The organism is Ruegeria haliotis (assembly GCF_013377785.1).
In the GTDB taxonomy this organism is placed as follows: Bacteria; Pseudomonadota; Alphaproteobacteria; order Rhodobacterales; family Rhodobacteraceae; genus Ruegeria; species Ruegeria haliotis.
The window spans coordinates 23162-46596 of sequence record NZ_JABXWT010000002.1; the positions used below are offsets into that span (position 1 = coordinate 23162).

At 56.0% G+C, this 23435-nt stretch carries 28 protein-coding genes and 1 other RNA gene; 17 read left to right on the top strand and 12 right to left on the bottom strand.

What is annotated here, in order from left to right; all coding sequences use genetic code 11:
• The first annotated feature begins 53 nt into the window (after window positions 1–53).
• A complete protein-coding gene (locus tag HW561_RS05070) occupies window positions 54–935 on the top strand; it encodes a fructose bisphosphate aldolase (RefSeq protein ID WP_176862351.1) in 882 nt (293 codons plus the stop codon).
• A gap of 26 nt (window positions 936–961) precedes the next feature.
• On the opposite strand, the gene HW561_RS05075 is transcribed toward HW561_RS05070, so the two are convergent.
• From HW561_RS05075 to fumC, 4 genes are read right to left on the bottom strand one after another with little or no spacing between them, the layout of a single operon-like run.
• On the bottom strand, window positions 962–1564 hold the full coding sequence (locus tag HW561_RS05075) for a DNA-3-methyladenine glycosylase I (RefSeq protein ID WP_176862353.1): 603 nt from the start codon (window positions 1562–1564) through the stop codon (window positions 962–964).
• A 58-nt stretch (window positions 1565–1622) separates the two neighbouring features.
• On the bottom strand, window positions 1623–1844 hold the full coding sequence (locus tag HW561_RS05080; protein WP_176862355.1) for a ribbon-helix-helix domain-containing protein: 222 nt from the start codon (window positions 1842–1844) through the stop codon (window positions 1623–1625).
• Window positions 1841–2017 carry a DUF4169 family protein gene (locus HW561_RS05085; protein ID WP_176862357.1) on the bottom strand — a complete coding sequence of 59 codons (177 nt, stop codon included), beginning with the start codon at window positions 2015–2017 and terminating at the stop codon, window positions 1841–1843. Before HW561_RS05085 ends, HW561_RS05080 begins: the two co-directional genes overlap by 4 nt.
• A complete protein-coding gene (gene fumC / locus HW561_RS05090; protein WP_176862359.1) occupies window positions 2017–3411 on the bottom strand; it encodes a class II fumarate hydratase in 1395 nt (464 codons plus the stop codon). Before fumC ends, HW561_RS05085 begins: the two co-directional genes overlap by 1 nt.
• A 207-nt stretch (window positions 3412–3618) precedes the next feature.
• Between fumC and HW561_RS05095 the strand changes: the two genes are divergently transcribed.
• Window positions 3619–4182: a hypothetical protein gene (locus HW561_RS05095; RefSeq protein ID WP_408015364.1), complete on the top strand. Its 564-nt coding sequence runs from the start codon at window positions 3619–3621 to the stop codon at window positions 4180–4182.
• 29 nt (window positions 4183–4211) lie between these two features.
• Here the strand turns inward: HW561_RS05095 and HW561_RS05100 are convergent, their stop codons facing one another.
• The 8 genes from HW561_RS05100 to HW561_RS05135 form a co-directional block, all read right to left on the bottom strand.
• Window positions 4212–4673, bottom strand: coding sequence for an SspB family protein (locus HW561_RS05100; RefSeq protein ID WP_176862361.1), 462 nt, complete (start codon window positions 4671–4673; stop codon window positions 4212–4214).
• 76 nt (window positions 4674–4749) lie between these two features.
• A complete protein-coding gene (gene chrA, locus HW561_RS05105) occupies window positions 4750–6003 on the bottom strand; it encodes a chromate efflux transporter (protein ID WP_176862363.1) in 1254 nt (417 codons plus the stop codon).
• Window positions 6000–6815: a chromate resistance protein ChrB domain-containing protein gene (locus tag HW561_RS05110; protein ID WP_176862365.1), complete on the bottom strand. Its 816-nt coding sequence runs from the start codon at window positions 6813–6815 to the stop codon at window positions 6000–6002. Before HW561_RS05110 ends, chrA begins: the two co-directional genes overlap by 4 nt.
• A gap of 130 nt (window positions 6816–6945) precedes the next feature.
• Window positions 6946–7377 (bottom strand): ester cyclase, encoded by a 432-nt coding sequence (locus HW561_RS05115; RefSeq protein WP_176862367.1) that lies wholly within the window; start codon window positions 7375–7377, stop codon window positions 6946–6948.
• Window positions 7378–7476: 99 nt separating this feature from the next.
• Window positions 7477–7823, bottom strand: a transfer-messenger RNA (tmRNA) gene (gene ssrA, locus HW561_RS05120).
• Window positions 7824–7859: 36 nt separating this feature from the next.
• Window positions 7860–8222, bottom strand: coding sequence for a DUF4345 family protein (locus HW561_RS05125; protein WP_176862369.1), 363 nt, complete (start codon window positions 8220–8222; stop codon window positions 7860–7862).
• Window positions 8223–8240: 18 nt separating this feature from the next.
• Window positions 8241–8891: a TenA family protein gene (locus tag HW561_RS05130; RefSeq protein WP_176862370.1), complete on the bottom strand. Its 651-nt coding sequence runs from the start codon at window positions 8889–8891 to the stop codon at window positions 8241–8243.
• Window positions 8892–8948: 57 nt separating this feature from the next.
• Window positions 8949–9719 carry a FadR/GntR family transcriptional regulator gene (locus tag HW561_RS05135; protein ID WP_176862372.1) on the bottom strand — a complete coding sequence of 257 codons (771 nt, stop codon included), beginning with the start codon at window positions 9717–9719 and terminating at the stop codon, window positions 8949–8951.
• An 86-nt stretch (window positions 9720–9805) separates the two neighbouring features.
• Here HW561_RS05135 and HW561_RS05140 point away from each other — a divergent pair, with 86 nt between their 5' ends.
• The 15 genes from HW561_RS05140 (at window position 9806) to lpxA (ending at window position 23435) form a co-directional block, all read left to right on the top strand.
• Window positions 9806–10597: a DUF2182 domain-containing protein gene (locus tag HW561_RS05140; RefSeq protein ID WP_176862374.1), complete on the top strand. Its 792-nt coding sequence runs from the start codon at window positions 9806–9808 to the stop codon at window positions 10595–10597.
• A 4-nt stretch (window positions 10598–10601) separates the two neighbouring features.
• Window positions 10602–11306 (top strand): DUF1326 domain-containing protein, encoded by a 705-nt coding sequence (locus HW561_RS05145; RefSeq protein ID WP_176862376.1) that lies wholly within the window; start codon window positions 10602–10604, stop codon window positions 11304–11306.
• Complete coding sequence (locus HW561_RS05150; protein ID WP_176862378.1) at window positions 11306–11833, top strand: DinB family protein; 528 nt, start codon at window positions 11306–11308, stop codon at window positions 11831–11833. The genes HW561_RS05145 and HW561_RS05150 overlap by 1 nt, the downstream gene beginning before the upstream one ends.
• Window positions 11834–12937, top strand: a complete 1104-nt coding sequence (locus tag HW561_RS05155; RefSeq protein ID WP_176862380.1) for a dimethylsulfoniopropionate demethylase — start codon at window positions 11834–11836, stop codon at window positions 12935–12937.
• Between the two features lie 86 nt (window positions 12938–13023).
• Window positions 13024–14019, top strand: coding sequence for an acryloyl-CoA reductase (gene acuI / locus HW561_RS05160; RefSeq protein ID WP_176862381.1), 996 nt, complete (start codon window positions 13024–13026; stop codon window positions 14017–14019).
• 186 nt (window positions 14020–14205) lie between these two features.
• Entirely contained in the window at window positions 14206–14769 is a 564-nt protein-coding gene (gene frr, locus HW561_RS05165) for a ribosome recycling factor (protein ID WP_176862383.1), read from the top strand.
• 9 nt (window positions 14770–14778) lie between these two features.
• The gene (uppS, locus tag HW561_RS05170; protein WP_176862385.1) at window positions 14779–15510 is read left to right on the top strand and encodes a polyprenyl diphosphate synthase; all 732 of its coding nucleotides are present in this window, start codon (window positions 14779–14781) and stop codon (window positions 15508–15510) included.
• Entirely contained in the window at window positions 15507–16289 is a 783-nt protein-coding gene (locus HW561_RS05175) for a phosphatidate cytidylyltransferase (protein WP_176862387.1), read from the top strand. The genes uppS and HW561_RS05175 overlap by 4 nt, the downstream gene beginning before the upstream one ends.
• Window positions 16289–17461, top strand: a complete 1173-nt coding sequence (gene dxr / locus HW561_RS05180) for a 1-deoxy-D-xylulose-5-phosphate reductoisomerase (protein WP_176862403.1) — start codon at window positions 16289–16291, stop codon at window positions 17459–17461. The genes HW561_RS05175 and dxr overlap by 1 nt, the downstream gene beginning before the upstream one ends.
• A 4-nt stretch (window positions 17462–17465) precedes the next feature.
• Window positions 17466–18818, top strand: coding sequence for an RIP metalloprotease RseP (gene rseP / locus HW561_RS05185; protein ID WP_176862405.1), 1353 nt, complete (start codon window positions 17466–17468; stop codon window positions 18816–18818).
• An 81-nt stretch (window positions 18819–18899) separates the two neighbouring features.
• Window positions 18900–19028 carry a hypothetical protein gene (locus HW561_RS24120; RefSeq protein WP_268952721.1) on the top strand — a complete coding sequence of 43 codons (129 nt, stop codon included), beginning with the start codon at window positions 18900–18902 and terminating at the stop codon, window positions 19026–19028.
• 126 nt (window positions 19029–19154) lie between these two features.
• On the top strand, window positions 19155–21515 hold the full coding sequence (gene bamA / locus HW561_RS05190) for an outer membrane protein assembly factor BamA (RefSeq protein WP_176862407.1): 2361 nt from the start codon (window positions 19155–19157) through the stop codon (window positions 21513–21515).
• A gap of 6 nt (window positions 21516–21521) precedes the next feature.
• Window positions 21522–22106 carry an OmpH family outer membrane protein gene (locus HW561_RS05195; protein WP_176862409.1) on the top strand — a complete coding sequence of 195 codons (585 nt, stop codon included), beginning with the start codon at window positions 21522–21524 and terminating at the stop codon, window positions 22104–22106.
• A 73-nt stretch (window positions 22107–22179) separates the two neighbouring features.
• Complete coding sequence (gene fabZ, locus HW561_RS05200) at window positions 22180–22653, top strand: 3-hydroxyacyl-ACP dehydratase FabZ (RefSeq protein ID WP_176862411.1); 474 nt, start codon at window positions 22180–22182, stop codon at window positions 22651–22653.
• Window positions 22650–23435, top strand: a complete 786-nt coding sequence (lpxA, locus tag HW561_RS05205) for an acyl-ACP--UDP-N-acetylglucosamine O-acyltransferase (RefSeq protein ID WP_176862413.1) — start codon at window positions 22650–22652, stop codon at window positions 23433–23435. Before fabZ ends, lpxA begins: the two co-directional genes overlap by 4 nt.

Below are 23435 nucleotides of genomic sequence, written 5' to 3' on the forward strand. Positions count from 1 at the left end.
CCGTGCTGTATGCGAGTGAGGAAATCGGAATCAGTATTGAACGGGAAAGCATTATGTCCAAAGCAGAACAGCGCGCGCAGATGTCCAACGGCGCAGGCTTTATCGCAGCACTGGATCAAAGCGGCGGATCAACCCCCAAGGCGCTGGCGCTATACGGTGTAGAAGCGTCCGATTACAGTTCGGACGCTGAGATGTTCGGCGAAATTCAGAAGATGCGCGCGCGGATCATTCTGGCGGATGGTTTCACCAAGGACAAAGTGATCGGTGCAATCCTGTTCGAGCGGACGCTGGCTGAAGAGATCCAAGGTCGCAAGGTTGCTGACTATCTGTGGTCGGTCAAAGGTATCGTGCCGTTCCTTAAGATCGACAAAGGTCTGGAAGAGCAGGTCGACGGTGTTCAGATGATGAAGCCGATCCCGGGTCTGGCCGAAACTCTGGCCAACGCTGACGGTGTGTTTGGCACCAAGGAACGCTCGGTCATTCACGAAGCCAATGCGGATGGTATCGCCGCTGTTGTGGCGCAACAATTCGACGTTGCCCGTGAGGTTATTGGCGCAGGTATGGTTCCGATTATCGAACCTGAAGTGAATATTCATTCCGGAGCCAAGGCCGAGGCCGAGGATATCCTCAGGGTCGAAATCCTGAAGAATCTCGATCAACTGGGCGAGGGGCAGGATGTGATGTTGAAGCTGACCATACCCAACGCACCTAATCTTTATGACGCACTGGCCGATCATCCACGTGTAATCCGTGTTGTGGCGCTATCGGGTGGCTATTCCACTGAACAGGCCTGCGATTTACTTGGACAGAACGGCAAGATGATTGCGTCTTTCTCGCGGGCGCTCACCGAAGGTCTGTCGAAGCAGCAGTCCGATGGTGATTTTAATGCGGCTCTTGGCGGTAATATCGACAAGATTTTCCGCGCGTCAGTCTGATCTGGGGCGCCCGGCAGGGCGCCTTTTTATTCCGGTTTGATGAATTCGCGGCGCATCAGCGCCGCTTTTTCACGCATAACGCATCCTTTGGCGTGGTCATTGACCAGGCCCATGGCCTGCATGAAGGCAAAGACTGTCGTTGGACCGACAAATTTCCAGCCGCGTTTCTTGAGATCCTTGGACATCGCGATCGATTCCGGAGAGGTCGAAGCTGTTTGCGGTTCCGGCGGTGTTTCAGCCTCATACCGCCAGACATACGCGGCCAGAGAGCCCTCGGCGGCAATCAACTCCTGCGCGCGGCGGGCGTTATTGATAACGGCTTCGATTTTCCCACGATGCCGGATGATGCCCTTGTCTTGCAGCAGGCGCTCAACGTCGACTTCAGAAAACTTCGCCACTCTATTGATATCAAAGTCATAAAACGCTCTGCGAAAGTTCTCGCGCTTGTTCAGGATCGTCCGCCAACTTAGACCGGATTGAAAGCTCTCCAGACACAGTTTTTCGAACAGCTGCAGATCATCTGACACCGGATAACCCCATTCTGCGTCGTGATAGTCGAAGAATTCAGGCGCGGCCTGACACCATGCGCAGCGGGGTTGACCGTCAGGTCCAGAAATCAAGTCGCTCATAAATGTACCTTCTTTGTTCCATCAAGGTTAAACGCTGATTTGCTAAGGATGCAAGAGGTTATGCCTTGTCGCGATACCAGTTTAAAATGAAAACCCGTATGGCCGAGGCCAGTCCAGTTTCTGGATCTCGGTCAACGTCAATTTCAGCGGCTAAAACATTGATTGGCATGTCTTTTGATTTCGCAATTTCACGAAACGTCTGCCAAAACTCATCCTCCAGCGACACCGATGTTCGGTGTCCTTTGAGGGTGAGAGATCGTTTGATGGGACGGCCGCTCATTCGTCCAGCTCGTGGCTGTCTAAATCTCGCTGCTGCTTGTCTTGCCGCAACTTCGAGACTTCTTTTTCCGCTTTTGTTCGACCGAATTTGATGGCGTTCTGGTCGGCGCGGACCTTTTCGTTGGCCCGCGCCTTTTCCTTTCGAAACCGGTTCAGATTGACCGGTTTGCCCATCAGTCTTTCGGCCCGATCATCTGTTCGGGGCGCACGACAGCGTCGAACGTCTCTGCATCCACAAAGCCCAACGCGATGGCCTCTTCCTTGAGGGTCGTGCCGTTCTTATGCGCGGTTTTGGCGACTTTGGTGGCATTGTCATACCCGATGGTCGGCGCCAGCGCCGTCACCAGCATCAGCGATTCCTTCATCAACTTATCGATGCGCGGCTCATTGGCCTGAATGCCCAGCAACATCCGCTCGGTAAAGCTGTCGGTGGCGTCGCCCAGCAGTTGGATCGATTGCAGCAGGTTATAGGACATCATCGGGTTGTAGACGTTCAACTCGAAATGACCTTGGCTGCCTGCGAACTTGATGGCCGCGTCGTTACCCATTATGTGCGCAGCGACCTGCGTCAGCGCTTCGGCTTGGGTCGGGTTGACCTTGCCGGGCATAATCGACGATCCGGGTTCATTTTCGGGCAGGATCAGTTCGCCCAATCCCGAACGAGGGCCAGAGCCCAAGAACCTGATGTCATTGGCGATCTTGTAGCAGCTGCCTGCAATGGTTGCCAAAGCGCCGGATAGGAAGACCATCGCATCATGCGCCGCCAGAGCCTCGAATTTGTTTGGCGCGGTGACGAAGGGCAGGTCGGTGATATCGGCCATATGCGCCGCAACAGCCTCACCCCAACCATGTTGTGTGTTCAGGCCCGTGCCGACGGCCGTACCGCCCTGTGCAAGTTCGTAAATTCCCGGTAGGGTGGCCTTTACCCGTGCGATACCCTGACGTATCTGATGGGCATACCCGCCAAATTCCTGACCGAGGGTCAGGGGGGTCGCATCCTGCGTATGGGTGCGGCCGATCTTGATGATGTCTTTGAATTCCTCGGCCTTTTGTTCCAAGCCCGCCGCCAGCTTTTCCAGACCAGGCAGCAGAACGTCCCGAACACTCATTGCCGTGGCGATATGCATGGCTGTGGGGAAGGTGTCGTTGGATGACTGACCCATGTTGCAGTGATCGTTGGGATGCACAGGATCTTTCGATCCAATCACGCCGCCAAGTATCTCAATCGCGCGGTTGGCGATCACTTCGTTCGAGTTCATGTTCGACTGTGTGCCAGATCCTGTCTGCCAGACGACCAGAGGGAAGTTGTCGTCGAACTTGCCGTCGATTACCTCGCCGGCGGCCTCGATAACGGCGTCGGCGATTCTGGCATCCAGCTTACCGGTTGCCTTGTTCTGAATCGCACAGGCTTTCTTGATCACGCCCAGCGCGCGAACGATGGCAACAGGCTGCTTTTCCCATCCGATGGGAAAGTTCATGATCGAACGCTGTGTTTGCGCGCCCCAATATTTGTCGGCGGGAACCTCAAGCGGGCCAAAGCTGTCGGATTCGGTGCGGGTTTGAGACATCTGTCACTCCGTCTGGTATGCAATCGCATGCCGTTTACCCGCAGCGGCGCTGTGGCGCAATCGGCCAGTTGCGCGCACCTTAAACACAAGCCCGTCAAAGGTATAGGTGCCGGGGTGCGTCATTTTTATTGGTGCAGTTCGGAATTGCGCCATTGTGCGCACGATCCGCTTGGCTACAATGCAGGAATTACCGTGGTGGAGGTTTCGATGTCCGTATCCGATCGGATTGTACCCTGGAAAGTCATTGCTCTCGCTGCGGGTTTGATGGCGTGGATGGCGATGCTGAGCGTTTCGGCCCGTGCCGCTGAAATCACACCATTTGTTGGCGATTATGTTGGATCAGCAAATGTCGTTGATACAGACGGATCCAGCACCCCAAGGGACATGAGCGTATCGATCCATGAGACCAAGAATGGGTTCAACGTCAGTTGGGGAACTGTCACCTACAAGCTGGACGGGCGTGTAAAAGAGCAGAAGTTTTCGGTCGATTTTCAACCCTCCCATCGCGCCGACGTTTTTTCAGCAGCCATGAAACGAAACGTATTCGGGCATGAGGTGCCGCTGGACCCGATGAAAGGCGAGCCTTTTGTGTGGGGCCGCATTGAAGGGGCAACACTGACGGTGTTTTCCCTATTCATTAACGAAAACGGTGGATATGAGCTGCAGCAGTTTGACCGGACTCTCGCCGAGGGCGGTCTGGACCTGTCGTTTTCACGGTTCATAAACGGAGAAAAGTCCCGCTCGGTCGAGACATTCCTCAAGAAACAATAAACCCCGCGCAGGGCGGGGTCTGGGGTCGGTTACTTGCGGAAACTGTCCAGCGAAACGACGTCCGCGTCGTGATGCTCTTCTTCTTCCTCGACCTCGATTATCTCTTCGATGTAGTGATCTTCATCCTCGTCTTCGTCCTCGGGGCTTTCAAACCGCAGGCCAAATTCGACCGAAGGATCCACAAACGTCTTGATAGCCGAATAAGGGATGTACAGCGGTTCAGGCGCATCGCCAAAGTTCAGCGTGATGGCAAATCCGGCCTCCCCAACCTCAAGATTTTCGAACCAGTGCTGCATGACGACTGTCATCTCATCCGGATAGCGTTCACGCAGCCAGTCGGCCAGTTGAACACCATCCTCGCGTGTATCAAACGTGATGAAGAAATGATGTGCGCCGGGCAGCCCGGTTTCTGAAACGCTGGTCAGAACAGTCTTGATCAACCCCCGCATGGCGGTGTGCATCAGGTTTCCATAGTCGATGTCTTGCGACATGTGTCTTCCTCGAAAGTGGTTGCCCTCAGCATAGGGGTTTTGTTCGGAAACGAAAGAGCACGAATGACCGGATTGATCAGATAAAGTGCATTGCAATTCCGGCGGTCGCCATCAGACCCAATACCGTTGCCACCCCAAATTTCAGGCGAAAAATCAATATGCCGGCAGCAATTGTCAGAGCCAGTGCGGTGAAATCCAGTGTGCCGATCTGCGGGGTGGGCGCTGTGACCGGTCCCCATGATTTTTGCGAGACAGATCCGAAAAGAACATTCAGACCAAACCACACGGACAGGTTGAGAATCACGCCAACCACCGCTGCGGTGATCCCGTGCAAGGCTGCAGCCAGACGTGGACGCGCGGCAAGGCGGTCCAGATAGGGTGCGGCAAGGAAAATCCATAAAAAGCACGGCACAAACGTGGCCCAAAGCGCCACCGCACCAGCGGCAAGCGCAAGCGTGACGCCACCGGTCATCTGTCCTGTCAGCATGGCAACGAATTGCGTCACCAGAATAAGAGGACCCGGCGTTGTTTCCGCCAGACCAAGGGCGTCGATCATCTGATCCGTGCTGATCCATTGATATTGATCCACCACGGTCTGTGTCATGTAGGCAAGAACGGCATAGGCGCCCCCAAAGGTCACCACCGCGAGGCGGGCAAAGAACCACCCCAAATCACTGAGAAGTTGCTGTCCGGTCAAGCTTAGCACGATCAACGGTCCCAACCAGAGGCAGAGCCAGATAGCCGTCGTCCGTATTGGACGGGCAAGGCTTGGAGATTGTGTGACTTCAATCGATGCTGCAGCACCTTTGAACGTTACATATCCCCACAGCGCGGCGGCGAGAATGATCAAGGGGAACGGTAGGTTCAGCAAAAAGATTGACACAAAACCCAACGCCGCAATCACCCGATGTTCGACATTGGTCAATGCTTTGCGCGACAGATTACGCAACGCTTGCAGAACGATCACGATGACAGTCGCCTTGATCCCTAGGAATGCGGCTTGCACGAGGGGCAAGGTGCCAAACGCCGCGTATAACGAAACAAGGACAGCGATCACGACGGCGCCAGGCAAGACGAACAGCCCACCTGCGATCAGGCCGCCGGTTACACCCCGCAGACGCCAACCCGCATATGTTGCCAACTGCATCGCCTCGGGGCCCGGCAACAGCATGCACAGCGACAAGGCCCGTAGATAGGTCTGCTCGTCTAGCCACGGCCTGCGTTCCACCAATTCCTGATGCATAAGCGAGATTTGAGCCGCCGGTCCGCCAAAAGACAACAGGCCGATCCGGCAGAATACCCGGACCAGTTCACTGAGTGTTGGCGTCATGATTTTTGCCCTGTTGGCCAATCGTGGCTTTCCTCGAACCCGTCGCGCGCCCAGCGATACAGGGCGTCATACAGATTCAGGCCAGCCTCGAGATTTTCGTGGTCGTCACGATATTGTCGGGACAACCCAACTGAAACGGCCAGAAGGCCAGCGGCCTCGGGGGCAAGGTCGTGACGATTTGTGTCTGCCGCACGGATGACGGTTGCTAGCCTGTCCAAAGCAGGTGATCGCAGGTTGAACTCATCCAGCATCGTATCAAACGTGCATTTGTCGCCTCGGTGGCTCCAGAATGTGTTCCCGACATCAAACGGTGTCGCCCCAAATTTCTCTGCGACGCTTTCAACTTCGGCCGGGGACACGAACAGGAATCTTGCCTTGCGGTCCACGAACCGCCGGATAAGCCAGGGGCACGCGATCCGATCAATCTTTGGCCGGTGGCGTGTGACCCAAAGTGTGTGATCCGCAATCGGATCGGGCAGGGCGGAAAAGGGGATGCGCATGGCGTCGGGCATATCTCGCCACGCATACATCCCACCCTCAAGGTACTCCGCAGCGTGACCTTCGCTGCGCAGCCATGAGACAAGACCTTGGCTGAGTTTCTTGCCTTTCTGGCAAATGATGACACTGGAACCACCCGACACCCTCTGAATAAGGCCTGGGATGTCGGTTGCCGAATGTCTGATCGAGCCGGGGATTAGAAACGGATCGGTGTCGAAATCTGGATCCAGGCAGACATCCACTAGGGTTGGCGCTTGAGGTGTTCCGATCAAACGCGAAAGCTGGCGGGGAGAAATGGAATTTGGCGACGCCATAGCATGCTTCCTTATGATTTAGGATACATGCGAAACTTGGGCTGACGCCTCACGGGGCGTTCGCAATCTTACCCCATGACACTTGCTAACGCGCAAGCGCCTGAGGGGTCAAGATAGGTTCGATTTCTGATCAGGCCCAGTGCAACCGCTGTCCAGTCATGCAGACCGGCAAGGTATCGGACGGAAACTGGCCAAGCTCTTCAAAGAACGAGATAAAGTCGAAATGGTTATACGCCTCGACCATCTTGTTGTTCTTGAACCGCGCCATCACCTGACCAGTGACTTCGAGTGGCGCGCCATTGTCGGCCCGAAACGTCCGGACATGCAGGATGGCAGAAACCCAGTCACCATTCTCGATGATCTTGGGTAATTCCACTGTAATCTCCCCCAGAATATGTCGAAAGGCCATGACCAGATCCCGGAAATCATCTGCGCCGACCTGCATTTCCGGGATCAACCCTTCTGCCATTGTTTCAGGCGCAAAGAACTGATCGATCGCGTCGGTGTTTCCGTTTTCCCAAACTTCGGAATACCATGTTCTGAGTATCTCTGAATTCGTCATCCCGGCTCTCCTGTCTGTCCGGTGCGACGATGGCAAAAAGGTATGAATAAACCCTGAACATGAGCACAGGGTGACTTAAACATAGACATTAAGGGATGTAGTGCAGGTTTCTGTTGCCAGGTACCTGCGAACCCCGCCTTACGCGGCTAGGCGCAAGGGCTTAAGTTTCGGTCTTGCTACTGCTTACGCAGCAACTGCAACCGGAGCACGATTGTCATTTGCAATTGTACTTTTCGGGCCGATACGGTGGCACCCCGCCGAGACAAAGCTAACCCTTTTAGACGTTCGTCGATCCTATTTCGGCCCCATGATCCCCAAATGAGGGATGTTTGGTGGAGCCGCCGGGTACCGCCCCCGGGTCCGATCCGCTTATTGCGAGCGCGTTTATGTCCATAGTCCCGAAGGACATCTCATATATAGGTGAGGTCAGAGCCGGATGCAAACTGAGAATGGTTCGCTGTGATGATAATGATAACAGCATCTTACGACGTTCTGTTGATGTTTACTGCAATCAGCCAGACGGCCAGTACCAATTCGATTCCACCAAATGTCACAGCCTTGACCAACGGCGGATTGTCCAGAATCACGGATACAAACCGCCCCAATGCTGCGCCAGCGTATACGATGCCCAGCATTGCGTATGCCATGGGGTTGTTCAGCCACAGCACTGCAATTCCGGTCACGACGAACAATCCACCTACAGACGCGCGTATCTCGCTTAAACCCATGGTGCTATTGGTCGGTGCCAGATCCAGCGAGGTCGCCGTCCAGGCCGGAGCGAGAAAACCAAAAAGCCCGAATCCGATGGTCAGCGCCGCAGCGATGATATTGAGCGTTGTGACCATAGGTGGACCTTTCCTGTGTCAGGCCGCGTATGCGGCGTCGAAGAAATCACGTTCCAATTCGATCGCGCGGTGGAACAACCGCGTAGCTTCGGCTTGCGCGTCGGCATCCAACGTTGGCCAAACTTTGTCGAGCTGACCTCGTAAATACTCTACAACGCCTTCAAAACCTTCGCCCGCATGTAGTGTGATCCATTCGGCAAACCAGAAGGGTAGAGTCTCGTGAGGTGGATTTTCCGGGTTTGCCCATGTCAGGTACACCCATTCAGCCACAACCAGAACCGCCAACATGTTCCCATACCGGCCCGAGGCCGCGGCTCCGGCCATAAGATCTTGAAACGCCCGGGTGGCCGGGGCCGCATCGTTGCTGGGTTCTGTGCCCAGAGCGTCCATCGCGCGCAAGAAATAAGTGTTCTCGGGGCCGGTAATCACAGCCAGGAATTGCGCTGCCGGGACGCTATCAGCCAAGCTGGGCGCATACGCGATTGCACTGGCCAGCAAGCGAACGAATCCGTCGACGAATTGGTAGTCCTGTTGCAAATACCAGCGCATCTTGTGCTCGGGCAGGGTTCCGTCCGATAGCTCTCGGGTAAATGCGTGCGTGGTGGCAGCCTTCCAATCGACATCCTTGCCTTGGCGCAGTGTTTCTGTGGCGCGCGCGCTGTCCTGCATCTGTGATCTCCTGAACTTTTGACGCAGAAAGACAGACACTGGCAACAAAATGCAAGGCTATCCGGTCTTGAGTGTGCCGTTCTTTTTCCCAGTGCCTTGTGTAGCTTTGATGCGGGTCGCCATGACATCACGGCCCAGACCACGTGTATAGGATTCCAACTCGGCCAAAGTGTGTTCCGCCCTGCTGCCATTCTTTGCGTCGATCGCGTCAACCAACCGCGTGTGCAGCGCGATGATTTCTTCGCGAGAGCGGGCGGTAAAGGTGATCATGTTCATCAGCGGCTGCATCGCTTCCACGGCACCCGCCAGTTGATACGACAACACCGGGTTCCCGGCTCCGTCCACCAAAGCCCGGTGAAAAGCTACGTCCGAAGCGCAAAACGCCTCGTCGGTCAGACCGGGTTGGGCCTGACGGAAGATTTCTGCCCGCATCGTCGCCAGTTGATCCGCGGTGCGACGTTCTGCTGACAACGGCGCGCAGGCGCGTTCCAGTGCATAGCGCGCCTCGCAGGCGGTATCGAAACTGACCGCATTCATCGATAGCAACAGGGTCGAAGTGGTAATTTGCAGCGAATGGGCGTCCTCAAAGCTGAGGCGGTTCACAAACGCCCCGCCCGTAGCTCCGCGTTGCGTTCGGATCAGCGATTGTGCTGCCAGCCGCTTCAACGCTTCGCGTACAGTGGGGCGAGACACTTGAAACTGGTCGGATAGCTCGGCCTCTGACGGGAGACGCTCATCAACGATCAGTTCCCCAGATACGATGGCATCGCGGATGGCCTGTGCGATTTGCGCGGACAAGTCTGCAGGCTTTTGAGGGTCGATTTTCATCTTATGGAGGCCATTCTTACGATTTTATTTGTCTGACATTTAAAAGTCTGACATTTGAAAAGCAAGGGATGAGTCGGGAGGAACTCATGAGTCGCGTTATGCTTCGCAGCGGTTTGTGGCTGGGCTTTTACGCCATGATCTTGTGGTCGTGGTGGATCATGTTCTCGATGAGCCGCGACATGGACCTAGACTGGATCGGCCGCCCCGGCCCAATGGGAGAGGCCATGCGGACCATGGATCCCCGCATGGACATGTACATGCCCATGGCCGAGTTTGGGCCGCTGTTCTGGATGTGGGCGATCATGATGGCGGCGATGATGCTGCCGACTCTGGTACCTACATTGCGCAGCTACGATGATCTGATCCACAGTGCTGATGGCACGCGAGCTGGCTGGTTGGGTGTGTTGACCGGATACTTCGTTGTCTGGGTCGGATTCGCGGCACTCATCACTGGCGTACAACTTGTCTTACTGTTTGGCGGTGTCGTGGACATGTTGGGCATTGCCAAGTCGCAGTTGGTCGCCGGCGGGTTGTTGATTGCCGTCGGCGCATTTCAGTTCACTCGCGCGAAAGAGGTCTGCCACGGCGTCTGCCACGCTCCAATGACCTATTTTCTGGGCCATTGGAAAACCGGCTTCACCGGCGGCCTGCGCATGGGTTTGGGGCTAGGCGCATTTTGCGTCGGTTGCTGCTGGGGCTTCATGGCGCTTGGCTTTGTAGGTGGCGTCATGAGCTTGTTGTGGATGGGGTTCGCGACCCTGTTCATGGTTTTGGAAAAGCTCCCTCAGATCGGGCATGTTGTGACCCGTCCGATGGGATTCGTATTGATTGCGGGCGGCATTGTTCTGCTCGTTTATCCTATTGCTTACGGAGGATAAGCCGATGGCTAAGAACAGAAAACCAGAATCCGACCGGCTGCCCATCAGTCAGCGGATCGACAGCCGCATGCCCAATCCTAAACGGCGCGAGATGGCGCCGACAAACTGGGCGATCAAGGGTGAGTTGATCCTGAACTGCTCGTGTGATGTGTTCTGTCCCTGCGTTGTGTCGCTGGGCGCGCATCCACCGACCGAGGGGCATTGTCACGCCTGGATGGGGATTATCATTGATGAGGGGCATTATGAGGGCGAGGACCTGTCGGGCCTGAACGTCGGTCTGCTTGTCGATATTCCCGGTCGTATGGGTGAAGGTCAATGGAAGGTCGCCGCCTACGTTGATGAACGCGCCAGCGGCAAAGCCTATAACGGGTTGTTACAGATCTTCAGCGGGCAGGCAGGTGGAACCACGGGCCTGTTCACCATGCTGGTCAGCGAAATCATCGGCGCCGAACGGGCGCCCGTCGAAATTGAGCGGGACGGCAACAAGCGACGTATCGCTATCGGTCGCAAAATTCAGGGTGAGATTGAAATGCTGGCGGGTAAGGACCCAGACCATCCAGTCATGGTGTCAAACTCGAAATACTGGATGGGGCCGGACATCATTGTGGCCCGAGGGACCAAATCCAGGGTTCGTGACTATGGCCGCATTTGGGACTTTGGCGGTAAATCCGCCGAAATCTGCCCCATCGACTGGCACGGGCCAAAGTGATGATTACCGGATCATATGCCCGGGAAATGGCGCGCTATAACCATTGGCAAAACAAGCAGTTGGCCGAGTTTCTACAAGCGCTGACTCCCGAAGAATTGATCCGCGATCGGGGTGCCTTTTTCGGCTCGATCATGGGCACAGCCAACCATTTGCTTTGGGGCGACTGGATGTGGATGTCGCGCTTTGACAAGGGACCCGGTCCGCAAGGCAATATCCACCGCGCAGGTGGTGGAATTCATGAAAGTGTCTTTCTGTGTCCGGATCTGGCGGCGTGGCTGCCATTGCGCGAAACGGTTGATGCCAGAATTTCAGGCTGGGCGGAAGCGCTGGGTGATGTTCCTCTGACGGGGTCGTTCACGTGGTATTCAGCGGCGAAAGAGGGCGATGTAACAATGCCTTATGCGCATTGTGTCATCCACCTGTTTAATCACCAGACCCATCACCGCGGGCAGCTCCACAAGATGCTGACCGAAACCGGATCAGAGGCCCCGGTCAGCGATCTTGTCTTCATGCCGCAGGAGGTTTGAATGCCGCAAATCTCCTTGTCCCGCCGCCTGCGGCGCACCCCTTTTTCCGATGGCGTCGAAGCTGCGGGTGTCAAGGCATATACGGTTTATAACCACATGTTATTGCCTACTGTTTTCGAAAGCGTTGAGGCAGATTACCGGCACCTGAAGACACATGTACAGGTTTGGGATGTGTCCTGTGAACGGCAAGTCGAGCTGCGCGGCCCGGATGCTGCGCGTCTGATGCAAATGCTGACGCCGCGCGATCTGCGAGGGATGCTGCCCGGTCAGTGTTTTTATGTGCCCATCGTTGACGAGACGGGTGGCATGCTGAACGATCCGGTGGCGGTGAAGCTGTCTGAAGATCGCTGGTGGGTCTCGATCGCGGATAGCGATTTATTGTTGTGGGTCAAAGGGGTAGCCAACGGATATCGTCTGGATGTGTTGATGGACGAACCGGACGTATCGCCACTGGCCGTGCAAGGTCCAAAAGCGGATGAGTTGATGGTTCGGGTCTTCGGGGACCGGGTGCGGGATATCCGGTTCTTCAAATTCGATATGTTCGAATTTGAAGGCCGTGATCTGGCTGTGGCGCGTTCGGGCTATTCCAAACAGGGTGGATTTGAAATCTATGTCGAAGGCAGTGATATTGGAATGCCGCTCTGGAACGCTCTGTTCGAGGCCGGCGAGAATCTAAATGTACGAGCTGGTTGCCCAAACCTGATCGAACGGATCGAAGGCGGGCTGCTGTCTTACGGCAATGACATGACTGACGACAACACCCCGCATGAGTGCGGCTTGGGCAAGTTTTGCAATACGCATACCGCAATTGGATGTATTGGGCGGGACGCTCTGCTGCGCGTCGCGAAAGAAGGGCCGGTACAACAGATACGCCCGATGGCAATTGATGGTGCCGCTGTACCGCCCTGTGACCGGCCATGGCCCGTTTTCGCAGGCGAAAAGCGGGTCGGGCAGGTGACCTCTTCGGCTTGGTCGCCTGATTTCGAAATCAATGTATCGATTGGTATGCTTCGGCTGAGCCACTGGGATGCTGGCACGATTGTCAAGGTTGCAACGCCAGACGGCATGCGCAGCGCAACAGTGCAAGAGAAGTTTTGGATTTAAAGACCGGCGTTGGCAAACCCCGTTGAAGTACAAATTTGGCCAGATGATATGCAGGGCTGGCCGCAAGGAACGAAAGGAATATCAACATGTTCAATGCATTGGTGATGGAGAAGGATGAAGAAAGCGGTCTGGCGAGCGCCTCGGTGCAGCAGCTTTCTCAGGATGCGCTGCCACATGGCGAGGTGACCGTTGCGGTCGAATATTCCACGGTGAACTACAAGGACGGTCTATGTATGTCACCGAAAGGCGGCGGCTTGGTCCGCGCCTATCCTCATGTGCCCGGCATCGACTATGCGGGTACGGTCGAGGTGTCGTCGGATGATCGCTACAAGCCGGGCGACAAGGTTGTTCTGACCGGCTGGCGGGTCGGAGAGGCGCATTGGGGCGGTTATTCTCAAAAGGCCAATGCGCTGGCCGATTGGCTTGTGCCGCTACCGGACGGGTTGGATGCGCGTCAGGCGATGGCTGTCGGGACGGCAGGATTCACCGCCATGCTTGCGGTCATGGCGCTGGAGGATCACGGTTTGACGCCGGATCACGGGCCGGTTCTGGTGACCGGGGCAGCGGGTGGAGTAGGGTCTGTTGCGACGGCCATTCTGGGCCATCTGGGCTATGAGGTCGCCGCTGTGACGGGTCGTCCTGAAACGGGTGAATACCTCAAAGCCTTGGGCGCAGCCACCATCGTGCCACGTGCAGACCTCAACGAGACGTCCAAACGACCACTCGAGGCAGAAACCTGGGCCGGTTGTGTTGATGCGGTTGGGGGCGCGATGCTGGCGCGTGTGCTTGGTCAGATGAAATATGGCGGGTCGGTTGCTGCAGTGGGACTGGCGGGTGGTGCAGCGCTGCCTGCGACTGTGATCCCGTTCCTGCTGCGGGGCGTGAACCTGCTGGGCATCGACAGCGTGATGCAGCCGTATGACAATCGTGTCCGCGCATGGAAGCGTATTGCGACCGATCTGCCCATGGAAAAGCTGGAGGCAATGATCCATCCAGCGGCACTGTCCGATCTGCCCCAGTTGGGCGCAGATATACTGCAGGGGCAGGTCAAGGGCCGCGTTGTTGTGGACGTAAACGCCTGATCCAACCGTCTTTTCAAAACCGGCCGGGCCAAAAGGCGTTGGCCGGTTTTTCAATTGAAAAGATGTCCTAAAATGGTCGAAACAACTCTGGTCATTGGCGCAATTCCTGATCATGATTGCTATACATCCCATTTGCGATGGCTTAAGACCCAAGAAAACAGCACCTGAATACGGGGAGTGAGCAGCATGTCTGACGACTTCGAACTGGACACCGATGATCTGAAACGCCGCATGGACGGCGCCATGGCCAATCTCAAAACCGAATTTGCCTCATTACGGACCGGGCGGGCCTCGGCCTCGATGCTCGAGCCGGTGATGGTCGATGCTTATGGCGCGATGACGCCGATCAATCAGGTTGGAACCGTCAATGTACCCGAGCCACGCATGGTCACGGTGAATGTCTGGGACAAGGGCCTGGTCGGTAAAGTTGAAAAAGCGATCCGTGAAAGCGGCTTGGGGATCAATCCACAGCTGAATGGCACGATCATCATGCTGCCGATCCCTGAACTGAATGAAGAACGCCGCCGCGACTTGACCAAGGTGGCCGGGCAATATGCTGAACATGCGCGTGTTTCGATCCGCAATGTTCGGCGCGACGGTATGGACCAGATCAAAAAGGCCAAGAATGACGGCATGTCGGAAGATGACCAGAAATTCTGGGAAACCGAAGTTCAGGAACTGACGGATGAATTGATCAAAGTTGTCGACGCCGCGCTTGAGACAAAGCAGGCCGAGATCATGCAGGTCTGAGCCGACATTATGCCTAAAGACCCCCAAACCGAAGCAGGTGCTGGCCCGCGCCACGTCGCCATCATCATGGATGGAAATGGTCGTTGGGCGCAGGCACGTGGCCGCCCCAGGTTGTTCGGTCATCACGCAGGCGCACGGCGTGTACGTGAAGTGGTCGAAGCCTGTCCGGGACTTGGGATCAAGTACCTGACCGTGTTCGCCTTTTCGACGGAGAACTGGAAACGGACACAGGTCGAAGTGGCTGGGCTTATGAGCTTGTTTCGCCGCTACATCATCAAAGAGACTAAAACTCTGTCGCAAAACGGCATTCGTGTGCGGTTCATTGGGGATCGGGTGCGACTGGATGCCAAGCTGACCGATCTGATGGATACGCTTGAGGTGGAAACCGAAGGCAATGACCTCGTTCATCTGACGGTTGCGTTGAACTACGGTGGTCGGGACGAGGTGGCCCGGGCGACCAAGCGTTTGGCGCGGGACGTGGCCGATGGGCATTTGCGCCCCGAAGATGTGAATGAAGAGACGCTGCCCAAGTATCTGGATACGCGCGTTTTACCTGATCCTGATCTGGTCATTCGAACAAGCGGCGAAGCGCGTGTTTCGAACTTTCTGCTCTGGCAGTCTGCTTATTCCGAATATGAATTCATCGACACGCTGTGGCCGGACTTTACCGCGGCCGAGCTAGAGCTCCTGTGCCGTAACTATGGCGCGCGCGAACGGCGGTTCGGAGCGGTGCCAGTATGAGTGATGGCCGATGGTCAGATCTGACTGCGCGGATTCTGTCCGCTGTAGTGCTGGTGGCGATTGGATCGGTCGAGGTCTGGCTGGGCGGAATCTGGTTTGAATGCTTCATCGCGGCCGCTTGCGGCCTGATGACTTGGGAACTGGTCCGCATGATCGACCCTCAGCGCTCTGGGGTGGCGGTGCAATTGGGTATTCTCACTGCTGTTGCGGTGATCCTGAGCTATCATTTGCCCCCGCTATACAAGCTGCCGTTTCTGTTGGCTCCGGCGCTGGTTGGGGCAGGGCAGGTCAGTCGGGCACGTGGGCTCTATGTACTGTTTGCAATCTGGATCGCAGGAGCGGGATTGGGATTCATCTCAATCCGCGAAAACATGGGATTCGGCTGGATGGTCTGGCTGATCGCTGTCGTCGTGGCCACCGATGTCGCAGGGTATTTTGTGGGCAAGACGTTCGGCGGCCCTAAGTTCTGGCCAAAGGTTAGCCCGAAGAAAACATGGTCCGGCACAGCAGGTGGATGGGCTGCTGCTGCGGTTGTCGGGATCATCTTTGCGGTCCACGGTGGCTTTGGTTTCGCGTTTGTTTTGATCTCGGTTCTTGCATCGATGGCAAGTCAAGCGGGTGACATTGTCGAAAGTGCGGTCAAACGGAAATTCGAGGTTAAGGACAGCTCGAATTTGATCCCCGGGCATGGCGGGTTTCTGGATCGCTTTGATGGCATGATGGGGGCTGCGCTGTTCGTACTGATTGCAGGGCTGCTATATTCGCCCGGAGAGATGTGATGCGGAAGGTTTCCATTTTTGGGGCGACGGGTTCGATTGGTCAAAACACCATCGACCTGATTGCCCGAGACCCTTTGGCCTATGACGTCGTCGCCCTCACAGGTGGCGCAAATATCGAGAGATTGGCCGCCGACGCCCGGCGCTTGAATGCAGATCTGGCCGTAACCGCCTACGAGGATCGATTGCAGGATCTACGCGATGCCTTGCAGGGTAGTGGTGTAGAGGTCGCTGCAGGCCCTGACGCCATTACCGAGGCTGCGGCTCGCCCGGTCGATTGGGTGATGTCCGCCATTGTTGGCGCGGCGGGATTGGCGCCGGGGATTGAGGCCCTGAAGCAGGGTGCAACGCTGGCCTTAGCGAACAAGGAAACTCTGGTTTGTGCTGGCGCGCTGGTTCTTGAAACAGCGCGGGATCATGGTGCCCGGTTGCTGCCCGTCGACAGTGAACACTCCGCTGTGTTTCAGGCTCTGGTCGGCGAGGATATGGGCGCGGTCGAGCGGGTGATTATCACTGCCAGCGGTGGGGCGTTTCGCGACTGGCCTTTAATCGACCTTGCACGGGCTACGGTTGAACAGGCGTCGAGCCACCCGAACTGGAACATGGGTCAGCGTATCACAATCGACAGCGCCTCGATGTTCAACAAGGCGCTTGAGATCATTGAAACGAAAGAGTTCTTCGGGATCGATCCAGAGCAGATCGAAGTGCTGGTTCATCCTGAATCCATCGTTCACGCCATGGTTGGCTTTCATGATGGCGCTGTGATGGCCCACATGGGTATGCCTGATATGCGTCACGCGATCGGATACGCATTGCATTGGCCTGAACGGCGTGATCTTCCTGTGCAAAGGCTCGATCTGGCGAAACTGGGTCAACTGCGCTTTCATGATCCGGATGAGGCCCGTTATCCCGCGTTGAAACTGGCGCGCGACGTCATGGCGCGGGGCGGCCTGGCCGGGGCTGTGTTCAATGCCGCCAAAGAGCGGGCGTTGGACCTTTTCATCGAGCGACGGATCGGTTTCTTGAGCATGGCGGATGCTGTAGCAGCGGTTCTGGACCAGTTTGACTCAGCTGGTGGCCTTATTGATGCCCCCATGACACTTGATAACGTGCAACAAACGGACCATCTGGCACGTCAATGGATTGATGAAGCCGTGATCAAACGAGCAGGATAGAATTTTGGACGTACTTTCTCTGATCCCACAGTTCGGCAATTTTGTTTGGACGATTGTGGCCTTTGTTATCGCCTTGTCAGTCATCGTGGCAGTGCATGAGTATGGCCACTACATCGTCGGACGCTGGTCCGGTATCCAGGCCGAAGTCTTCTCGATCGGATTCGGGCCCGTATTGTGGAGCCGCATGGACAAGCGCGGAACCAAATGGCAGATCGCGCTGCTTCCCTTTGGCGGTTATGTCAAATTCCTAGGGGATGCCAACGCCGCGTCGGGTAAAGACGAAGAGACGATGGAAGACATCGCCGAACAAAGCCCGGAAGAACTGCGCCGCACGATGCATGGTGCACCCCTGTGGGCGCGGGCGGCCACGGTTGCTGCGGGTCCGGTGTTCAATTTCGTGATGTCGATTCTGGTCTTTGGTTTGATTTTCTGGTCGCAGGGCGTATCGCGCGAACCGCTGACCGTTGGTAAGTTGCAGCCTTTGCCGGGAACGGTACAGGAATTGCAGGACGGCGATGAAATCACTGCGATTGCTGGCATACCGACGCCGGATTTCGACGAAGAGGGTGCCTGGGGTGATTTCACCGAAGCGTTGCCGGTTCAGCCGGTTCTGGACTACACAGTCGTTCGGGACGGTGAAACCATCGATGTGGCGGCGCCTTGGTTGTTCCCGCCACTGATCAGACAAGTTACCCCGCGCAGCGCTGCAATGGACATTCAACTGGCGCAGGGCGACGTCATCACAGCCGTGAACGGAGAACCGATTTTTGCATTCGAACAGCTCAAAGAGTTTGTCGAAGGATCGGATGGCCGCGTGTTGTTGCTGAACGTGTGGCGCGACGGGGCGGATCTGGAGTTTGCTCTCGCACCGCGTCGGACCGATGAGCCGAAGCCGGATGGAGGGTTCGTGACCCATTGGCGGATCGGCATCGTCGGGGGCATGATGTTGGAGGCCGCGACAGAACCCGCCGGCGTGCTGGACTCGTTGTCTGGAGGCGTTCAACAAACCAAACGGGTCATCGAAGGATCGCTATCCGGTATGTGGCATATGGTGACCGGGGCGATCAGCACCTGCAACATTTCGGGTCCGATTGGCATCGCCGAGACCTCTGGTGCAATGGCCAGCCAGGGGGCGCAGAGCTTTGTCTTCTTCATCGCGGTTCTGTCAACGGCCGTAGGTTTGCTGAATCTGTTCCCAATCCCCGCGCTGGATGGAGGTCATCTGGTGTTTTACGCCTACGAGGCGGTCGCAGGCAAACCGCCAAGTGACAAAGCCCTTCGGGTTTTGATGGGTGTTGGCATAACCTTGATTCTCAGTTTGATGCTGTTTTCTCTAACCAACGATCTGTTCTGCTGATTGTGGCGGCGACCGCATATTGCGGTCGCATTTTCGCCGCATTCCAGGGCTAGGTTATTTGCGCTTATCGAGGGCCCCGCCATGACAAAAGCGCTGCAAAAATCTTATCAAAGTTTCAGTTTCCTGTTCATGCTGAATTGGGATCATTTGTTGTATTTTGGTCTGACTGCACTGGCGCTGGCCGGTGGTGCATACTTGGCCGGTATGTGATTCTTGATTCCCGACCATGACAAGTGATGACCCGACCAATTGGCCGGTGTCCATTTGGCCTTTTGACAAGCTCATCCATTCCCGTTACTCAGCATTAAAGTCCTAAAATTCTGGGTAGAGAACAAAATGACTTACGGGCGAGGCGCGGGCACATCCTGCGGGGGGCAGAAGCCGACAAACAAGATTTTGTGGCGGACGCTAACGTTTTTTTTCTTTTTTGCAGCGGTAAGTTTACTGGCATTACCACAGGCTGCGCAGGCGCAAAACTTCACGATCAATTCCTTTGACGTTGATGGAAATCGCCGGATTGAAACCGGAACGATCATCGCGCGTACGGGAATCGAGCCGGGTCAAACTGTGACCGCCGGACAGTTGAATGATGCGTATCAGCGTTTACTTGACAGTGGTGTTTTTGAGACAGTCGAACTGACGCCGCGCGGTAGCACTCTGGTCATCGAGGTTCAGGAATACCCAACGATCAACCAGATCAGCATCGAAGGTAACAGCCGCGTCAAAGATGATGTGTTGATGGAAGTCATCGCATCCCAGCCACGCCGCGTGTTCACACCGCAGGTTGCCGAATCTGACGCCGATCTGATTGCCGAGATCTATTCAGCGCAGGGCCGCGTATCTGCCACGGTAATTCCCCGCATCATTCGACGCAGCGACAACCGTGTGGATCTGGTTTTCGAGGTGGCCGAAGGCACGACCATCGAGGTCGAGCGGGTCAGTTTCGTGGGCAACCGCGTCTATTCGGATCGCCGTCTTCGCCGCGTTCTGGAAACCAAACAGGCAACCTTTCTGCGGACATTCTTTCAGAACGACACTTTCATTGGTGATCGGATCGAATTCGACAAGCAGGTTATTCGGGATTTCTACCTGTCTCGCGGGTATATTGATTTCCGCGTGAACAGTGCCAATGTCGAATTCACACGGGAACGGGATGCGTTCTTCTTGGTTATGAACATCACCGAAGGCCAGAAATTCTCGTTCGGTAAGATTACGACTGTCAGCGAGATTCCTGGCGTTGATGCAGCCGCCTATCAGGATGCTCTCAAGATCAAGCCCGGAGTGACCTATACGCCGACGCTGGTCGATAGCTCGATTGCCCGTCAGGAACGGCTGGGTCTGAAGCAGGGGGTCGACTTTCTGCGCGTGGAGCCCAGGGTTACCCGTAATCCTCGTGATCTGACGCTGGATGTTCAATTTGTGCTGACCAGAGGTCCGCGCATCTTCGTCGAACGGATCGATATCGAAGGGAACACCACAACGCTTGATCGCGTTATCCGCCGTCAGTTCGACACGGTCGAAGGCGATCCGTTTAATCCACGGGAAATCCGACAGGCTGCCGATCGTATCAACGCTCTTGGCTTCTTTGCAACTTCCGACGTGGAACCGCGTGAGGGGTCTTCGCCCAGCCAGGTCATCCTTGACGTGGATGTGGAAGAACAACCAACCGGGTCGCTGAGCCTGGGTGGTAGCTACTCGGTCACTGATGGTTTCGGGATCGCGATTGGTTTGAACGAGTCCAACTTTCTTGGACGTGGTCAGAACCTGGGGGTTACCCTTTCAACGGCGCAGGACGCTGAACAGTACATTATCAATTTCACTGAACCTTACCTGCTGGGACGAAAACTGCGGTTTGATCTGGGCTTGGGCCTGTCGTCCACAAATTCCAGCTTTGCCAGCTATGACACTGAAAGTCTGTTTTTCAATCCTCAGCTGAGCTATGCGATCGGTGAGCTGTCCGCGATCCGGTTGCGTTACGGGTGGGACCGTAGCGAGATGACTCAACAGGACGACGAAATCAACGGCGCGGTGATCTCTTCGGAAATCGATCAGGGCAAGCGGACCAGCAGCACACTTGGACTGTCTTATGTCTACGACAGCCGTATTGGTGGTTTGAATCCGAACGCTGGTGTCCTTTTTGAAGTTGGGGTTGATGCCGGGGGTCTGGGCGGTGACAACAAGTTCTTCAAAACGACGGCACGCAGTATTGCGCAAACCAAAGTGTGGAGCGAGGAAGTTGTCCTGCGCGCGACCCTGGAACTGGGCGCGCTTCATTGGAGAGGTAACGACTTCAGCCGTACGATCGACCGCTTTGTTCTTGGTCCGAACACTTTCCGTGGCTTTGAACCGGCTGGTCTGGGTCCGCGTGATTTGTCAAATGGGCAGGACGATGCAATCGGCGGCAACTACTATTGGGTTGCCCGTTTCGAAACGGATTTCCCGTTGGGACTGCCCGAAGAGCTGGGTCTGCGCGGTGGCCTGTTCTACGATGTGGGTAACCTTTACAATACCAGCAACGTGAATACTGCGGGTGCTGACATTGTGGGCGCGGACGGCTCGGTTCGTCACGTCATCGGAGTATCCGTGTTGTGGGAAACGCCCTTCGGCCCGCTGCGGTTCAACTTCTCGAAAGCTCTGAAGAAAGAAGAGTTTGATAAAGAGCAGAACTTTGACCTGACTGTTCAGGCCAGGTTCTGATTTGCGATGCTGAGTGTCTTTCTGACGCGACAACAGGGCCCAATCTGGGCCCTGTGTGTTTTTCTGGGTCTGTTCTACGCAATCCCGGTCGTGGCGCAACAATTGGGCGTGACTCAGTCCGGTGTTCTGACGATTTCCAGCGAACGGCTGTTTACTGACTCGGCCTTTGGACAGCGTGTTCTACGTGATATCGAACAAGAAAGTGCCTTGCTGGCGGACGAAAATGAACGGATCGTCGCCGAACTCAGCAAAGAGGAAAAAGCCCTGACGGAAAAGCGTGCGAGTCTGGAAGCCGATGATTTCCGCCCGTTGGCGGAAGCGTTTGACAGAAAGGTCCAATCCCACCGCGACGGGCAGCGCGCCAAACTGGACGCATTGGCCCGCAGAAGCGAGGAGGCGCGGCAGGCGTTTTACGGGTTGGCGCGTCCTGTTCTGATTGATTTGCTGCGCGAAACCGGCGCTTCCCTGATCCTTGAACGCTCGAGCGTTTTTCTGAGTTCGGACACTTCCGATATCACCGACGCTGCGATTGCGCGGATCAACGCCGCAATCGGTGACGGCACCGGGTTGCAGGACGGAACGGGCGAATAGGTTTGCTTGCCCTTATGTTCCGGTATTGCTAACCACGCGGGAACTGAGACATCCAAGACAGGACATCTGCACTATGACCACGGAAACCAAAAGCGCCGACATTCAGCTGATCCAGCGGATATTGCCGCATCGCTATCCGTTTCTGCTGGTCGACAAGGTGGTGGAGATCTCGGGCTACCAATCGGCTGTTGGCATCAAGAATGTCACCATGAACGAGCCTCATTTCCAGGGCCATTTCCCCGGAACACCGATCATGCCGGGCGTAACAATCGTCGAGGCGATGGCGCAGACGGCAGGCGTGATGTTGGGTGTTGGCATGGACGTCATCGACACCGAGCTGCTGATTTACTTTATGAGCATCGATAAGTGTAAATTCCGCCGCAAGGTGGTGCCGGGTGACGTGCTTGAAATGCATGTCGAAACCATTCGCGGCAAGAAGGGCGGAAAGCTGTTCAAATTCACCGGCCGTGCGACTGTCGAGGGAGAGGTTGCGGCCCAAGCTGAATTCTCGGCCTATGTCGACTGGGAGATGGAAAAAACGGCATGAGCGGTATTCACCCCAGCGCAATCATCGAAGAGGGTGCTCAGATCGGTCAGGACTGCGTGATCGGACCGTTCTGTTACATCGGTGCACAGGTCAATCTGGGCGACCGGGTCGAGCTGAAATCACATGTCGTCGTAACCGGTGACACGTCGGTTGGGGATGACACGGTGATCTTCAATTTCTCGGTCATCGGTGAGATTCCACAAGATCTGAAATTCGGCGGTGAAAATACCCGGCTGGAGATCGGCAAGCGCAACCGAATTCGCGAGCATGTAACGGTGAATACCGGTACCGAAGGCGGTGGCGGTGTAACTCGGATCGGGGATGATTGTCTGCTGATGGCTGGGGTTCATGTGGCGCATGATGTTCAGATCGGCAACCGGGTCATCATGGTGAATCATGCTGGCGCGGCTGGTCACTGCATAATCGAAGATGATGTCATCATTGGCGGGATTTCCGGCCTGCACCAATGGGTACGTGTGGGACGTGGGGCCATCATTGGCGCGCTGACCATGGTGCCCAATGACGTCATTCCTTATGGGCTGGTTCAAGCCCCGCGTGGCGAGTTGGACGGTTTGAACCTTGTTGGCCTGAAACGGCGCGGTGTGTCGCGCGAGGATATCTCGGCCTTGCGTGCTGCGTTCCGCGAGCTGTCCAAGGGAGAGGGGACCTTCATGGACCGCGCAACCCGGGTCGGACAGGGCAATGACAGTGAATATGTGCAGCGGATCGTCGATTTCGTGACCGGGCACAGTGATCGTTCCTTCCTGACACCGGGGAAATAA

Bases quoted from the DNA above. Each gene is read 5' to 3' on its own strand.
- HW561_RS05070 (WP_176862351.1), top strand. From the start codon at position 54: ATGTCCAAAGCAGAACAGCGCGCGCAGATGTCCAACGGCGCAGGCTTT.
- HW561_RS05075 (WP_176862353.1), bottom strand. From the start codon at position 1,564: ATGAGCGACTTGATTTCTGGACCTGACGGTCAACCCCGCTGCGCATGG.
- HW561_RS05080 (WP_176862355.1), bottom strand. From the start codon at position 1,844: ATGAGCGGCCGTCCCATCAAACGATCTCTCACCCTCAAAGGACACCGA.
- HW561_RS05085 (WP_176862357.1), bottom strand. From the start codon at position 2,017: ATGGGCAAACCGGTCAATCTGAACCGGTTTCGAAAGGAAAAGGCGCGG.
- fumC (WP_176862359.1), bottom strand. From the start codon at position 3,411: ATGTCTCAAACCCGCACCGAATCCGACAGCTTTGGCCCGCTTGAGGTT.
- HW561_RS05095 (WP_408015364.1), top strand. From the start codon at position 3,619: ATGTCCGTATCCGATCGGATTGTACCCTGGAAAGTCATTGCTCTCGCT.
- HW561_RS05100 (WP_176862361.1), bottom strand. From the start codon at position 4,673: ATGTCGCAAGACATCGACTATGGAAACCTGATGCACACCGCCATGCGG.
- chrA (WP_176862363.1), bottom strand. From the start codon at position 6,003: ATGACGCCAACACTCAGTGAACTGGTCCGGGTATTCTGCCGGATCGGC.
- HW561_RS05110 (WP_176862365.1), bottom strand. From the start codon at position 6,815: ATGGCGTCGCCAAATTCCATTTCTCCCCGCCAGCTTTCGCGTTTGATC.
- HW561_RS05115 (WP_176862367.1), bottom strand. From the start codon at position 7,377: ATGACGAATTCAGAGATACTCAGAACATGGTATTCCGAAGTTTGGGAA.
- HW561_RS05125 (WP_176862369.1), bottom strand. From the start codon at position 8,222: ATGGTCACAACGCTCAATATCATCGCTGCGGCGCTGACCATCGGATTC.
- HW561_RS05130 (WP_176862370.1), bottom strand. From the start codon at position 8,891: ATGCAGGACAGCGCGCGCGCCACAGAAACACTGCGCCAAGGCAAGGAT.
- HW561_RS05135 (WP_176862372.1), bottom strand. From the start codon at position 9,719: ATGAAAATCGACCCTCAAAAGCCTGCAGACTTGTCCGCGCAAATCGCA.
- HW561_RS05140 (WP_176862374.1), top strand. From the start codon at position 9,806: ATGAGTCGCGTTATGCTTCGCAGCGGTTTGTGGCTGGGCTTTTACGCC.
- HW561_RS05145 (WP_176862376.1), top strand. From the start codon at position 10,602: ATGGCTAAGAACAGAAAACCAGAATCCGACCGGCTGCCCATCAGTCAG.
- HW561_RS05150 (WP_176862378.1), top strand. From the start codon at position 11,306: ATGATTACCGGATCATATGCCCGGGAAATGGCGCGCTATAACCATTGG.
- HW561_RS05155 (WP_176862380.1), top strand. From the start codon at position 11,834: ATGCCGCAAATCTCCTTGTCCCGCCGCCTGCGGCGCACCCCTTTTTCC.
- acuI (WP_176862381.1), top strand. From the start codon at position 13,024: ATGTTCAATGCATTGGTGATGGAGAAGGATGAAGAAAGCGGTCTGGCG.
- frr (WP_176862383.1), top strand. From the start codon at position 14,206: ATGTCTGACGACTTCGAACTGGACACCGATGATCTGAAACGCCGCATG.
- uppS (WP_176862385.1), top strand. From the start codon at position 14,779: ATGCCTAAAGACCCCCAAACCGAAGCAGGTGCTGGCCCGCGCCACGTC.
- HW561_RS05175 (WP_176862387.1), top strand. From the start codon at position 15,507: ATGAGTGATGGCCGATGGTCAGATCTGACTGCGCGGATTCTGTCCGCT.
- dxr (WP_176862403.1), top strand. From the start codon at position 16,289: ATGCGGAAGGTTTCCATTTTTGGGGCGACGGGTTCGATTGGTCAAAAC.
- HW561_RS24120 (WP_268952721.1), top strand. From the start codon at position 18,900: ATGACAAAAGCGCTGCAAAAATCTTATCAAAGTTTCAGTTTCCTGTTC.
- bamA (WP_176862407.1), top strand. From the start codon at position 19,155: ATGACTTACGGGCGAGGCGCGGGCACATCCTGCGGGGGGCAGAAGCCG.
- HW561_RS05195 (WP_176862409.1), top strand. From the start codon at position 21,522: ATGCTGAGTGTCTTTCTGACGCGACAACAGGGCCCAATCTGGGCCCTG.
- fabZ (WP_176862411.1), top strand. From the start codon at position 22,180: ATGACCACGGAAACCAAAAGCGCCGACATTCAGCTGATCCAGCGGATA.
- lpxA (WP_176862413.1), top strand. From the start codon at position 22,650: ATGAGCGGTATTCACCCCAGCGCAATCATCGAAGAGGGTGCTCAGATC.